Origin of the sequence: Streptomyces sp. NBC_01669 (assembly GCF_026339735.1) — a bacterium.
Classification (GTDB): domain Bacteria; phylum Actinomycetota; class Actinomycetes; order Streptomycetales; family Streptomycetaceae; genus Streptomyces; species Streptomyces yanii.
The window spans coordinates 8,147,843-8,161,837 of the sequence record NZ_JAPEQG010000001.1 but is presented as its reverse complement, the minus strand read 5'-3'; the positions used below and the strand labels follow the sequence as shown (position 1 = coordinate 8,161,837).

10 protein-coding genes and 1 pseudogene are annotated in these 13,995 nt (G+C 73.7%); 4 read left to right on the top strand and 7 right to left on the bottom strand.

Annotation, left to right across the window (positions count from 1 at the left end; all coding sequences use genetic code 11):
- Window positions 1–31: 31 nt before the first annotated feature.
- Entirely contained in the window at window positions 32–1,207 is a 1,176-nt protein-coding gene (locus tag OG972_RS36620) for a S8 family serine peptidase (RefSeq protein WP_266988833.1), read from the bottom strand.
- Between the two features lie 225 nt (window positions 1,208–1,432).
- On the opposite strand from OG972_RS36620, the gene OG972_RS36615 reads away from it, so the two are divergent.
- The 3 genes from OG972_RS36615 to OG972_RS36605 are packed head-to-tail and all read left to right on the top strand — an operon-like array spanning window position 1,433 to window position 8,866.
- Window positions 1,433–4,822: a right-handed parallel beta-helix repeat-containing protein gene (locus OG972_RS36615; protein ID WP_266988831.1), complete on the top strand. Its 3,390-nt coding sequence runs from the start codon at window positions 1,433–1,435 to the stop codon at window positions 4,820–4,822.
- A complete protein-coding gene (locus OG972_RS36610) occupies window positions 4,819–7,362 on the top strand; it encodes a hypothetical protein (protein WP_266988829.1) in 2,544 nt (847 codons plus the stop codon). Before OG972_RS36615 ends, OG972_RS36610 begins: the two co-directional genes overlap by 4 nt.
- Before the next feature lie 58 nt (window positions 7,363–7,420).
- Window positions 7,421–8,866 carry a hypothetical protein gene (locus OG972_RS36605; protein ID WP_266988827.1) on the top strand — a complete coding sequence of 482 codons (1,446 nt, stop codon included), beginning with the start codon at window positions 7,421–7,423 and terminating at the stop codon, window positions 8,864–8,866.
- Window positions 8,867–8,955: 89 nt separating this feature from the next.
- Here the strand turns inward: OG972_RS36605 and OG972_RS36600 are convergent, their stop codons facing one another.
- Entirely contained in the window at window positions 8,956–9,279 is a 324-nt protein-coding gene (locus OG972_RS36600; protein ID WP_266988825.1) for a response regulator transcription factor, read from the bottom strand.
- 267 nt (window positions 9,280–9,546) lie between these two features.
- On the opposite strand from OG972_RS36600, the gene OG972_RS36595 reads away from it, so the two are divergent.
- Window positions 9,547–12,339: a LuxR family transcriptional regulator gene (locus OG972_RS36595; RefSeq protein ID WP_266988823.1), complete on the top strand. Its 2,793-nt coding sequence runs from the start codon at window positions 9,547–9,549 to the stop codon at window positions 12,337–12,339.
- An 83-nt stretch (window positions 12,340–12,422) separates the two neighbouring features.
- Here the strand turns inward: OG972_RS36595 and OG972_RS36590 are convergent.
- The 5 genes and pseudogenes from OG972_RS36590 to OG972_RS36570 all read right to left on the bottom strand — a co-directional run.
- Window positions 12,423–12,637, bottom strand: a pseudogene (locus tag OG972_RS36590) (transposase); the annotation flags it as partial.
- A gap of 144 nt (window positions 12,638–12,781) precedes the next feature.
- Window positions 12,782–12,997 carry an SDR family oxidoreductase gene (locus OG972_RS36585; protein ID WP_266988821.1) on the bottom strand — a complete coding sequence of 72 codons (216 nt, stop codon included), beginning with the start codon at window positions 12,995–12,997 and terminating at the stop codon, window positions 12,782–12,784.
- On the bottom strand, window positions 12,994–13,293 hold the full coding sequence (locus OG972_RS36580) for an SDR family NAD(P)-dependent oxidoreductase (RefSeq protein ID WP_266988819.1): 300 nt from the start codon (window positions 13,291–13,293) through the stop codon (window positions 12,994–12,996). The genes OG972_RS36585 and OG972_RS36580 overlap by 4 nt, the downstream gene beginning before the upstream one ends.
- Window positions 13,294–13,305: 12 nt before the next feature.
- Window positions 13,306–13,605, bottom strand: a complete 300-nt coding sequence (locus OG972_RS36575; RefSeq protein ID WP_266990949.1) for a hypothetical protein — start codon at window positions 13,603–13,605, stop codon at window positions 13,306–13,308.
- Between the two features lie 20 nt (window positions 13,606–13,625).
- Entirely contained in the window at window positions 13,626–13,937 is a 312-nt protein-coding gene (locus OG972_RS36570) for a hypothetical protein (RefSeq protein WP_266988817.1), read from the bottom strand.
- Between the last annotated feature and the right edge of the window lie 58 nt (window positions 13,938–13,995).

The window sequence follows — 13,995 nt, the reverse complement described above, 5'->3', positions numbered from 1 at the left end:
GCGGCCGGCGGGCCCGCCGAGCGGATTTCGCTCAGCCGGCCCGCCAGCCGCGCGCCCGTGCCTTGGGCAGCAGCCAGCCGAGGGCTCCGAGGATCAGGACCAGGGACATGCCGCCGATCGCGATCAGCATGCTGCGCGACCGGGCGCCCCCATCCGGGGACGCAACCGGCAGGGTGACCGGACGGGCCTGCGCCAGGGCCGCCGCGGAGTCGGCCGGCAGCACCCCCGAGACGGCCGCGTACGGGTCCAGGCGCGGCACGGCGGCCGTGTACGAGCCGCCCAGCAGCCGGGTCCGGGTGCGGTTGGCGTCGATGCCGGGCTCGTAGGACCGGACCAGGGCCGCGGCGCCCGCGGCGAAGCCCACCGCGAGGGAGGAGCCGGACCCGGTGAAGGCACCCTCGCCGCCCGGTCCGACGCTGACGACCCGGTCCCCGGGGGCCCCGAGGTCGGCGTGGCGCGGGACGGCGGCGTTCGGCGGGCGGGAGCCGTCGGCGGCGAAGTCCACGACGGAGAGCACACCGGGCTCGGCCGCGGGCCAGTAGTCCTGGGGCTGCGCGGCGTCTGCGGCGGCCTGGCGGGGCGGCTGGTCGGGCGCGGCGGGTGCCACCACCAGGGCGTCGGCACGCCGGGCCAGCGCTAGGGCGGCGGTCAGTTTGGCGCTGCGACCGGCGAACGCGTAGGGGACGGCGATCACCTTGGCCCCGCCGCCGACCGCGGCCTCGATCCCCCGCGCCACGGTGGCCGCGGTGGTCGCGCCCCTCTGGGTGGTGGCCCGGACGGCGAGGATCCGCGCCGCGGGGGCCACGCCGGTGAAGCCGGAGCCCTCGCGCGGCGCGGCGGCGATCAGCCCGGCGACGAAACTGCCGTGGCCCACGCAGTCCTGCCCGTCCTTGGCCCCGACCGGGGTCACCCGGCCCGCGAGCGCCGGGATCGTGGTGCCGACCCCGGTCCCGACCACGGCGACCGTGACCCCCTGTCCGCGGGTCATCCGCCACACCCGGTCCAGGCCGAGCATGTCCTGGGTCCACGGCGCCTGATCGGCCCGCTTGCCGGAGGCCGGCCGGCAGGGCGCGTCGTCCGCCAGGGTCTGTACGACCACCGGCAGGGTCTCTCCCGCGGACCCGGCGGCCGCGCCGGGAGCGGCCGCTGCGGCGACCAGGGCCATCGCGGACATCAAAGGGGCCGCGCCCCGTCGCATCGCTCTCATGGACGCAGCGTAGGAGCGTCATACGCCAACCGGTGCCCTCGTGAGCGGAGTTCGGCATGCCCGAGGCCCGCCGCGCCGAAATCTACGTCATCGACCGCCCGCCTTACGTCGCGGGAACCAGTCATTGTTCGGTAGCCGCCGACCACCGGCCCCGGGCAGCCTGTGAGCCGGCGCGATCCGCGTCACGCACCGCCGCATCACCACGCCACAAGGGGAGGCACCGTCGTGGTACGCCAGGTACTCACCGTCGATCACAACGGCTCCGGCGAGTACCGGACCATCAAGGAAGCACTTTCCCGCGCCCGCACGGGCGCGGTGATCAGCGTGCAGCCCGGGCGGTACGTGGAGAACCTGCTGGTGACCACGCAGGTCACCATCGTCGCCGACGGCCCCAAGGGGAGCGTGGAGATCGCCCCGCGCCGTGACACGGCGATCACCCTGGCCGCCGAGGCGGTAATGCTCACCGATCTGCTGCTGCGCGGCGGGGAGAGCGACGTGCCCGTGGTCCATGCCGCCCGGGGCCAACTGGCTTTGCAGGACTGTGAGGTGGTCGGCAAGGGCTGGACGGCCGTATCGGCCTCCGACACGGGCTCGCTCGCCCTGCGGGACTGCCGGATCACCAACCCGGACGGGGCGGGCATCGTGGTGACCTCCGCCCAGCCGAGCGCGGTGGAGGACTCCGTCATCGAGCACCTGGGAACCTCCGCGGTCGTCGTCGTGGACCAGGGCCGGCTCAGCGTGCGCGGTTGCCGGCTGCGAGACGCGCGGGGCAACGGGATCCTGGCCAACGGGGAGGCCCGCGGCTCCATCGAGAACAGCGAGATCTCCTCCACGGACAAACCGGCCGTGGCGCTGGAGGGTTCCAGCAGCGTCACCGTGCAGGACGTCACGGTCACGGGGGTGACCGTGGGCGTCTATGTCACCAGCACCTCCCGCACCGTGCTGGAGAACGTCCAGGTAACCGACACCACCGGTCACGGCATGGTCGTCGCCGCGGGCTCGGATCCCCTGCTTCGCCGCTGCGGCACCGCCGACACCCGGGGCAGTGGCCTGCTCGTCACCGGCAAGTCCCGCGGTACGTACGAGGACTGCGTCTTCCGTACCTCGGCGCAGGCGGCCGTACGGGTCGCCGAGTCCAGCAGTCCGGTGCTGACCGGCACGACGGTACGGGACACCGAGGGCGTCGCCGTGCTCCTCGTGGACGAGTCGGTCGCGGAGATAGACCGGCTCGACGTCCTCGACGCCGGCGGCCACGGCATCTCGGTGCGCTCGGGGGCCAACCCGCTGCTGCGTCGGGTGCGCATCAATGGAACGAAGGGCTTCGGGATCGAGGTCGCCGAGGACGGCCGGGGCAGGCTCGAACACTGCGAGGTCGAGAACACCGGTTCGGCGGCCCTGCGCATCGAGGGGCACGGCAACCCGCACGTCGGCAACACAACCATCCGCGGCTCGAAGCAGGCCGGGGTGTCGGTGGGGTCCCTCGGCCGGGGTTCCCTACGGGACTGCGAGATCAGCGGTACGGGTACCGAGGGTGTATCGGTGGAGGACGGCGGCGAGCTGTCCATGACCCGGGTGAACGTCAAGGAAGCGGGCGCCCACGGCATCCTGGTCGCGGCCGGCGCCCGAGCCGCCCTCAACTCCTGCGGGTTCGCCGACAGCACCGGCGACGGCATCCGGGTCGACAGCGCCGAACAGGTCACCATCGCGGGGTGCGCGGTCCGCAACAACCGGGGTGCCGGGCTGCGGCATTCGCGTCCGGGCACCCGGCTTTCGGTGGACGGGCTGGTGAGCACGGGCAACGGTGCCGCGGACATCTGGGAGGGCGCTCCGAAGCAGGAGGTCCCCTCGGGCGGAGGGAGCGGGGGCACGGCGGCGGCCGGCCCGGGTGACGGAACCCCGGACACGGCGCCGAAGGGGCCGCTCGGCGAACTGGAGGCCCTGGTCGGGCTGGAGGGCGTCAAGCACCAGGTCAGTACGCTGATCAACCTCAACAGGCTGGCCCAGCAACGCGCCAGCCTGGGAATGCCCGCACCGCCCATGAGCCGCCATCTCGTCTTCGCGGGCCCGCCCGGCACGGGCAAGACCACTGTGGCCCGGCTGTACGGGAGCATCCTCGCCGAGCTGGGCTCGCTCCCCTCGGGCCACATCGTGGAGGTCTCCCGGGCCGACCTGGTGGCCCAGATCATCGGCGGTACCGCCATCAAGACCACCGAGACCTTCGAACGGGCCCTGGGCGGTGTTCTGTTCATCGACGAGGCCTACACCCTGCTCTCCGACAGCAAGGGCTCGGGGGCCGACTTCGGCCAGGAGGCCATCGACACCCTGGTCAAGCTCATGGAGGACCACCGCGACGAAGTCGTCGTCATCGTCGCCGGCTACTCGAAGGAGATGCAGGCCTTCCTGTCCGCCAACCCCGGACTCGCCTCCCGGTTCACCCGCAGCATCGAGTTCATCAACTACACCGTCGACGAACTCGTCACGATCGTCGAGAACATGTGCGCCGGCCACGGCTACCAGCTGGCCCCGACGGCGCGCGAGGCTCTCGCCCTGCACTTCACCCGGATGCCCCGGGACGCGAGCTTCGGCAACGGCCGCGCCGCGCGCAAGGTGTTCGAGGAAATGGTGGACCGGCAAGCCATCCGGCTCGCGTCCCGCTCCGAGATCAGCCAGTCCGACCTCGCGCAGCTCGTCGCGGAGGACGTGGGCGAGGCGGAGGCCGCCATGATCAGCTCGGGCGGGGAGGACCGGCCCGACGACTCGGAGGTACTGGCCCGCCTCAACGGCATGATCGGACTGTCCGCCGTGAAGGAGGAGGTCGCGGGCATGGTCGACCTCCTCGCGGCGACCCGGCAACGCCAGGCCGCCGGACTGCCCGCGCCCAGGATCAGCCACCACCTCGTGTTCGCCGGACCTCCCGGCACCGGCAAGACCACCATCGCCCGTCTCTACGCCGACTTGCTCTGCTCCTTCGGGGTGCTGCCCCGCGGCCAGCTCGTCGAGGTGGCCCGCGCCGATCTCGTCGGCCGGTACATCGGCCACACCGCGCAGCTCACCCGCGAGGCCTTCGAACGCGCCCTGGGCGGGGTGCTCTTCATCGACGAGGCCTACACCCTCACCCCGCTAGACGCCCCCTCCGACTTCGGGCGGGAGGCGGTGGACACCCTGCTCAAGCTGATGGAGGACCACCGCGACGAGGTGGTCGTCATCGTCGCCGGCTACACCGACGAAATGGGCCGGTTCCTGGACTCCAACCCCGGTCTATCCTCCCGCTTCTCACGGCACGTCACCTTCGAGGACTACACCACCGACGAACTGGTGACCATCGCCGACCGGCACACGTTCGAACTCGGCTACCAGTGCGCCCCCGAGACCCTGGAGACGCTGCGCCTGCTCTTCGAGGCAACGCCCCGCGGCAAGTCCTTCGGCAACGCGCGCCTGGCTCGCCAGGTCGTGGAGACCATGATGACCAGGCAGGCCGGCCGGTTGAGAGGCCTCGCCAACCCCAGCCCCGAAGCACTGAGCCAACTGTTGCCGGAAGACCTCGTGTTGGAGTCCGCCGTCTCACGCGGCGAGCGGCAACGGGTCCTCCAGCACGACGGGAGTGGCCGCTCATGAGCCTGTGGCAGAGCTTCCTCGGCCGACGGATGCCCGGCAGCGAAAGGAACGCTCCGGCGGCGGGCGCCCAGAATCCGCCCGCGCCTGAAGGTGCCCCCGGCGTCCACCTCTTCCACCTCACGAAGCAGGCGCCCCAGTACCTGACCGACGCCGCCCATGTCCTGGGCCCCATGGCCCAGGACCACCTGGTGTTCCTGGTGGACAGCGGGGTCGAGGACACCTCCACGCTCCTCGACCAGTTCACCCCCATCCTGGCCGCCGCAGTAGGCCACCGGTTCGGCCGCGTGGCACTGGTCATGGCAGACGGCGCGGGCTCCGGCATCGCCGGGCGGATCACCGAAGCCTGGCCGGTCGAGGTGCTGGCCTGCCACGGCGTGCCCGTCGTCGGACCGGACGGCACCCTCTTCTCCCACCACGGCTGGCTGCGCTTCACCGCCGGCCGCGCCCCCGAGGTCGTCGGCCGCCGCTTCCCGGCGCCTGTCTGGCAGCCGGCGTTCTCCCGGCTGGCCGCCGACACGGCCGAGGGACACCGCATCGACCACATCCCGGCCGGGATCATCCTGCGCCCCGACCGGTACGCGGCTCCCCCGGTGCCGGCGCTCGCGCACACGGTGCCGATGGAGGCGACCAGCGCGGTCCTGCTGGTCGGCGGCCCCGGCGCCGGCGGCACCACCGCCGAGGCCGTCGCCAGCGTGCTGGCCGCCCTGCCGGACCGGATCCGCCGGGCGACCCGGCTGATCCCCTGGTCCGGGGACCTGCTGCCGGTGGCCAAGGCGGTCGCCCACCTGCTCGACACCGAGGTGGAGGTCTCGGGGGGACTGCCGCTGCTGCTCGACGCGACGGACGGCGAGCCGCCCGAGTCGCGGACCCTGCTGATCTCCTCCGAAGGGGACCCGACCTGGCACTCATACGTGGAATCGGTCGTCTACGGGCCCCTCGACGGCCCGGTCGGGCGCCTCAAGCGCTGGCGGCCGCCCCTCGCCGGCCTCGCCCCCGGGAAGCAGGACGGGACGTACCGGCTCTCCGACGACTGGCAGGTGGCGGTGACCCGCGCGGGGCTGTGGGTGGGCCCCACCGGCCGGGTCACGAGCGCGTGGGAGCGCCCGGTCGAGGCCGAGGTCCTGGCCATCGACGTCGGACTGCCCGGCGTCGCCACGGACGACTCGCTGCTGCCCGCGCTGGACGGCATGCTCGCCGAGCTGGAGACGTCGGACCGCGAGCGCGCCATGCTCCAGATCCACGCGGACTGCACCGACGACCAGCTGACGCAACTACGCCGGATCACGGTCCGGCACGGCATCGGCCTGGCCCGCCGGGGCTGGCTGCCCGGTGTGGGCGCGAACGCGTACCTGCCGGGCCACGCCCCGGCCGTCGCGGAGCCGCCTCAGCAGCAGCCCGCGGCCGCCGTCGCCTCGGCGCCCGCCTCCCTGATGTCCTCCACAGCCCCTTCGCTGGCCCCGGCCGGGCCCCAGCCCGTGCCCGAGGCGGAAAATCCGGAGACCACGCAGGTACTGGCCCTGCCGCAGATCGACATCGCCGAGGGGCCGGGCGCGGCCGCCTCAGCCGGCGCCCTGCCGGGCTGGCTGACCTCGGGCACCCCGCTCCCGGCGGCGGAGCCTGCCGGGCAGTCGGCGACAGCAGCGACAGCGCAGGCGGAGCCGGCATCGGCTCCCACCCCGGCCCCGGCGGCCGTCGAGGTCCCCGAACCGGAACCCGTGGTGTCTACACCCGCACCGGAACCCGTGGTGCCTGCACCCACACCAGAGCCCGTGGTGCCTGCACCCACACCCCCGCCGGCGGCGCCCGCCGCCGGCCCCACCGACCTGCGCACCCTCCTCGGCCCGGCGTGGGAGCGGCACCACCAGGCCGTGGTCCGCGCGCTGACCCATTTGCCGTCCGTACGCAGCCGCGCCGACGACGCGATGCGGTCCGACCTCGTCGCCCTGCACCTGTACCTGACGGGTGAGGCGGCCGTCCTGCCGGAAGGCCGGCGCCGAGCGGCGGTCAACGCAGGCCTGCGCCGGCTCCCCTCCTACCGGGGGCCCGCGCTGCGGAGTACAGGCCCGGGCGCCGGGGCGGAGGATCCCGTACCGGGTACGGAACTGGGTTCCGACGCGCCGATCAGCGCGCTCGCCGCCGACCGGCCGCTGCCCCAGGCCGGCGGCGACCGGTACCTGATCTGGTCGGCGACCGCACGCCGGATCCGGCCGCTGCTCGATGGCGGGGCCGCGGGCGCCGACGCCGTCGAGGAGGTCGTATTCGGCGCGGGGACCCGGCTGCGCGTCCTCGGGGTACGGGACGGCTGGGCCGGTGGCCGACTGGTCCTGCTCCGGGAGCTGCCCGACTCCGCTCCACCGGCCGCACCCGGTGAACTCGACCCCCAGGACGCGCTGTTCCAGGAACGACTGCTCACGTGGCTCGCGGACTCCGAACCGCGGTGGGACGAGGCGGCCGCCTGGCCCGACCGCTGCGTCGGCCGGCTGACGGAGCGGCCCGGTGCCCGGGAGCCGGCAGCCGGTCCCGCACCAGTCCTGTCCTGAAGGGCAGGCCCGACATCCATCGACAGAGGAGATTCCAGTGGCACAAGAGGAACGGACCATGAGCCAGGGCCCTCCGGGCGCCCGGTCCGAGAGCACGGAGCGGCTGAGGATACGGCAGGCGGTGGCCCTGCACGACGCCACCGCGTCCGAACGGACCGCCTCCGGGCCGGTGTTCGTTTCGCAGCCGGCCCCTGCCGAACCCGCACCGCGGCCGGCCGCGGCCGAGCCGGCTCCCACCCGCCTGACAAGGCGCGCCAACCGGCGCTCCCGGTCCACCGCGGAGGCCCGCCCGGCGCCCCCCACGGCGACGCCGGTCGCACCGGCCTCGCCGGCTACGGCCGAGCGGGCGGACGACGACGGCTCCGCCCCCACGGGCACGGCGGCGGCCGCTCCCACGGCGGCGCCCCCGCGCGCCGCGGCGAACAGCTCGACGCCGCCGGCTCGCCAGTCCGCGGGCGGGAGCGGCGGCCAGGGCGGGCGTCCGCTGATGGCCGCGGCGGCCATCGCGGGAGCCGTACTGGTCTCCGTACCGCTGGTGGTGAACCAGCGCTCCAATGCCGAACAGGCGACGCGCGCGGTCGGCGACATCCCCGCCTCCGCCCCCGTCGCCACGCTCGGGGAGCGCGGCGGCGCCACCTGGCCCAGCGTGCAGGGCGGTACGGGCAAGGAGTTCCCGGAGCCCGCCGAACGGCTTCAGCAGCCTCCGGGGGTCCTGCCGTCCAAGACCGCTCCCGGCCTGCCGGATCCAGTGGACACCTCCGGCTACCAGCCGCCGCTGATCAGGCCCACCGACGAGAAGGCGACCGGGAAGGACAGGGCAAAGGACCGGAAGGCGGACGACGCACGGCCGGACAGACCGCTCGGGGCGATCCCGCGGCCCGTCTGGAGCAACCACGTCGACAGCAGCAACCGCCCCGACACCACGACCCTGGACTCGGGTAGGACGCCCAGGACGGTCTTGGCGGCCTCGGACACGACGGCCGACCCGAAGCCGCGTCCCGCGGTCCGGCGCACCGCTCGATCCGACTCCGGGACGAGGACCGCCACCCCGCGGGCTGCCGCTCCGCGGGTGAAGGCCGCCGCTCCGGCCCCCGCCCCGGCCCCGGCCTCGGCCTCGGCCCCGAAGAAGAAGACCACGGCCGTACGCGCCACGCCGACGGCGAAGGAGGGTCAGACCAAGGTCCTGCACGGCACCTACGTGATCGGGCGCGGCCAGTCGGTCGCCACCAACCGCATCTCGCTGACCATGCAGCAGAACGGCAGTCTGGTCATCCTCGACAGCAACGGCCGTGCCCGCTGGTCCTCGGGCACCTCCGGTCGCGGAGACCGCGCGGTGTTCCAGGGCGACGGCAACCTGGTCGTGCTGGCGGCCGACGGCACGGCCGTCTGGTCGTCCCGCACGGACGGGAACCCGGGGGCCGAATTGGTCTTGCAGAACGACGGCAACGTCACGATCCAGGCGGCCGGCGGCAGGTTCCTCTGGGGCAGCGGCACCCAGTACTGATCGCGGCGCTCACCCAAGGAAGGAAGAAGGCCTCCGTCCGGCAGCAGTTGCCGGGCGGAGGCCTTCGTGCTGTGCGCGCTGACGCACCGTCACAGAAGCTTGCGGCGCAGCGCGTACGCCACGGCGTGCGAACGCTTGTGCAGGCCCAGCCGGTTCATCATGCTGGTGATCACACTCTTGATGGTCCGCCCGGAGTAGTAGAGCCGGCTAGCCACTTCGACCATGTCCCATCCGCCGGCGAGGAGCCGCGGTACGTCGATCTCGCGCGAGGAGAACGCGCTGGGGGCCGACGAGGGCCCGCGCGGCGCGAGGGCGCCTTGTTGCGCCGTGTGCATCCGGTCGATGAGGGAGCGGATGCAGCTGCCCGGCAGTTCCGCCCGACCGACCCTGCCCGCCGGCACGGTGTCGCGCACCTGGGCCAGGATGACGGTGCCCCGCCTTGCATAGATGCACGTTAGGCATGGGGAACCACCTGAACCATGCGTGATCCCAGCCAACTGGCCAGATGCGTGCATATGTGTTGGCTAATCAAATCGGTCCTCCGAACCCTCCCGCTGCCCGGGTGGACACACGTCCTGCACAAAGGGGACGGACTCGGGCCGCCGGTGCGGGGATCCCCGGAGCCGCGTGCTGTGCTGAACGACGAACCGACAGGAACACGAGGCAAGGGGGCGAACACGATGGAGTCCGCTGAGGCGAGGACCCCCCGGCAACTGGTCGGCAGAGAGAAGGAGACGGCCCGGCTGGACGCCCTCGTACACGGGCTGCCGCACGAGGACGCCGGCCAGGTGTTGACGCTGCACGGCCGGCCGGGCATGGGCAAGACCGCTCTTCTCGACGGCTGCGCGGCCGAGGCCCGGGCCACAGGGGCACTGGTGCTCCGGGCAGCGGGCGTGCGAACCGAGGTGTCCTTACCGTACGCGGCACTGCACCAGGCCCTCTGGTCCGTCCAGGACGAGCTGGACGAGCTTCCCTGCGCGCAGCGCACCATGCTCCGGTCCGCCCTCGAAACCGGCGACACCTCCTGCGCCGATGTCTTCCGCCTCTCCACGGCGGTCCTCGCCCTGCTCCGGCACTCGGCCCGGGAGCGGCCCGTACTGCTGGTACTCGACGACATCCACTGGTTCGACCCCGAGAGCCGCGCGGTGTTCGGCTTCCTCGCCCGCCGGCTGACCAGCACGCGGATCTCGCTCGTCGCCGCCACGGCGGACAGCGCCCGCCCCTTCCTCGACGACGCGCGGACCGCCGCGTGCCCCGTGGGCCCGCTGCCTGGGACCGACGCGGCGGCGCTGCTCGACGCGCGGCACCCCGCGCTCGCCCCCGAGACACGGCGCAGGATCATCGAGGCCGCCGACGGCAGCCCGCTGGCGCTGGCCGAACTGCCCGGGGTCCTGTCCGAGGCGCAGTTGGCGGGGCGCGAGCCGCTGCCCGCCCTCCTGCCCCTCAGCGAGCCCCTCCGCAGCGTGTACGGGCCCCCGGTGGAGGCCCTCCCCGAGGAGGTACGGGAGCTGCTCCTGCTGGCTGCCCTGGAGGCGCACGGCAGCACGCGCACGGTGTGGGCCGCCTACCGCCACGGCTGGGAGGCCGCGGGCGAGGCGCTGGTGACCGCCGAGAACGCCGGCGTCCTGCGGGTCGCCGGGGAGCGGGGGCGGCTCGTGTTCACCGAACCCCTGCTGCGTGCCGCGGTGGTTGCAGCGGCGGCGCCCGACCGGCTGCGGGCCGCGCACCGGGCTCTGGCATCCGTACTCGACGATGAACCGGATGAGCAGGTACGGCACTTGGTGGCATCGGCCGTAGGGCTCGATCCCGCCGCGGCGGGCGCGCTGGCGGCCGGTGCGGCCCGCGCAGCCCGGCACGGCTTCGAACACCTGGCCCTCACGGCGCGCAGCCGGGCGGCCGACCTGTGCGGAAGCTCCCCCGAACGCGCCGAACTGCTGGCGCTCGCCGCCCACAGTGCCGGGCGCGCGGGGCGGCTCGCGCTCGCGGCGGAGCTGCTGGGTCAGGCCTCGGCGGGGGCGGCCCGGCCGGAGGGCCCAGCCTTCGCCCTCGCGCAGGCGCAACTGCTGGCCGAGCGGGACGGTGACAGCCGGGCCTCCTTTCACCTGCTCCTGGGCGCCTTCGACTCGTGCGGGGACGCGCCGGGCGCCGACTCCGGCCCCCGGGGCGCCTGGCGCGACGAGCTGCTCACCCGGCTCTTCTCCCTCGCCATGGTCTCGGGCGACGCGGAGCAGTGGCACGCGATCGCCTCCAGGCTGAGTACGGGGCCCTCCTGGGCCCGTCTCGTCAAGGAGCTGTCCGCGCCGCTCACCGACGGGGGCCCGCGGACCCCGGCGCGGCTGAACGCGGCCGTCAAGGACCTCCCCCCGGACGCCGGCAGCGCCGAGGTGCTGCGGCTCGCCCACCTCGCGCTCGCCCTGGACGGACTCGGCCCGCTCCAGGACCGGCTGCGGCGGGTGGTCGAGGCGAGCGACGAGGGCGGTGCCGTCATCGACTGCGCCGACGCACTCGGCGTCCTCGGGCTCGACCTCCTCCTGGGCGGCCTCCGGGACGCTGCCGAAGAGGCGACCTCGCGCATGCTGCGGCTCGCCGAGGAGCACGGACTCGCGCTCACGGCCCGGCGTGCCAAGGCACAGTCGGCCCTGATCGCGGCGGCCCACGGTGACGCGGGGACGGCGCGCGCGCTGATCCGCGAGTTGACCGCGGTAAGCGGTCTTTCGGGGCTCACTTCCCTGATGGTTCATCAGGCGAGCGCCTGGGCCGCCCTGTCCGAGGGCGCGTACGCCGAGGCCTACACCCATGCCCTGCGGGCCTCCGGGGCGGCGGCGGACAGCGCTGCCCTGTCCCCCCTGCACCCCTGGGTGTTCCTGACCCTGGTGGAATCGGCCGTACTGACCGGCAGGGCCCACGAGGGGCACATGCACCTGGCGGCGGCCCAGGCCGCGGGACTCCCCCACCGCTCGGGCCGGCACCTCGTCCTGGTCGCGGGCGCGCGTGCCCTGCTCGCCCCGCCGCAGCAGGCGGAGTCTCTCCTCGAGGCATCGGTGGGCTCCCCTGAGCGGGAGCGGCACCCCTTCGAATTCGCCCGCCTACGCCTGGCCTTCGACCGCAAGCGCCGCACCCCCGGCGGCGGTGGCAGCGGCGTCCTGCAGGCCGAGGTGCGCACCGCTGCGGTCCGGGCCGTCATCCGCCGACCGCAGCGGGAGCACGAGCGTGCGGGGGTGGCCCCGCTGCTGCCAGTACCCGCGGGTCCAGCCGGCAATCCGGCCGACCTCACCCGGCAGGAGCTGCAGATCGGCCGGCTGGCGGCAACAGGCCTGTCCAACAAGGAGATCGGCCGCCGGCTCTACCTCTCCCCGCGCACCGTGAGCACCCACCTGTACAACCTCTTCCCCAAGCTCGGCATCACCTCCCGAGCCTCCCTGTACCAGAAGCTCTCCGACCTGGGCTACCACGAGGAGACCCGGCCGGCCTGACTGGTCACTTCGGAGTGAGGTTCGGAGGTGTCTCAAGCAGATGATGCTGGCGACGAGTTGGAGCCCGAGGTGGAGGTCGGCGTGTCGTAGTCGTAGCCGCGGTCGGCGAACAGCCGGCGAGGCCGATGGTGAGGCCGCCCTGAGCGCCGCGGATGCGGGGTATCGCGTCGAGCAGCGGCATCAGCTGGGTGACGTCGTGCAGGTTTCCGCTGGTCAGCGAGATGGCAAGGGGTGTGCCATGCCGGTCGATGATCGGGTGGTGCTTGCTGCCCGGACGTGCGCGGGCGACCGGCGAAGGCCGGGGTGAGCCCCCCTCTGAGCCGACTGGCCCACCCCAACGGTGACATCGCGCGCAGGTCATGCATTCGACGGGGAGAGAAAGTCATGCCAACTCTGGAGGCCGGGCGCCCCATCGCGGGGCCACCGAGAAGGTAATGGGCGGTCAGCGCATGTGGGTGCCGCCGTTGATGTCGAACGTGGTGCCGGTGACGTATCCGCTTTCCTCGCTCACCAGATAAGCCACGAGCGCGGCCACCTCCGACGGCCTGCCCATGCGGCCCACGGGGATACTCCGCGCCGCCTCGGACACCGCCGACGCGCCGAGTTGTGTCACCGCGGGGGTATGGACGTCGGCCGGGGCGATCGCGTTAACGGTCACGCCGTGCGCCGCCAGCTCGCGGGCGAACACCTTGCCAGGACGTCGGGTGCGTGCCAGATGCCGGAGACCTCGCGCAGCGCGGCCCGGACCGCGTCCGTGTCGTCCACGTCCACCCGGAGCGGCAGCGCAGTGCCCGCGTCGGGGTCGAGCGTGCCGGACAGCTCGGTCACGGCGTCACCGTCCCGGTCCAGCAGGGCCACCCGGTGTCCCAGCCCGTGCAGTCGGGTGGCGATCGCGGCGCCGATGCCGCGTCCCGCGCCGGTGACCAGGGCCACCCGGGAGTCGACTGTCGTCATCGTCGGCCCCTCTCAGATGACCGGGCTCGGCGGCAGCGGGGCACCGCGGAGCGCCCGGCCGTAGATCTCCTTGCTGGTCTGGACGCTGAGGGCGGCGTGCCGGGAGGCCGTCTCGATGTCGCGCCAGGCCCGTTGCAGGTCCGAGCCGTCCGCGAAGCTGCCCGCGCCCGCGGTGTTCAGCAGCGGGCTCACGGCGTTCCGGGCACAGCGCATGGCGTGGGCGGCGTCCATGCGCAGCCGGGCCCGCTCGGTGAGCGCGGGACGGCGGCCCGCGTGGGCGTGCGTGTCCACCTCGTCGGCGGCGCGGCGCAGGTGCAGGCGTGCGGTGTCGATCAGCGTCGCGGCGTCCGCAACGTTGAGCTGATGGGCGGGGCCTCGGCGACCAGGCGGTGCAGGGGGGAGACCGCGCGCTTTCCCCGGGCCGCGGCGCTCAGCACCTTCTCCAGGGCTGCCGCGGCGATCCCGACGGCCGTCGCCACCAGGGGCAGGTTGATGGAGAGGTGGAAGGTGATCCGCGGCTCGTCGGGATGGCGTTGCCGATAGGCGGCGTTCGCCATGGCGGTGAGCGAGATCGTGTGGGAGTCCGGCACGTACACCTCGTCCGCGATGGCCGTGTCGCTGCCGGTGCCGCGCATGCCGGCCATGTGCCAGACGTTGTCCGGGAAGTCGCGCGTGGGTGCATGTGTGTCTCCGACGCCTGTC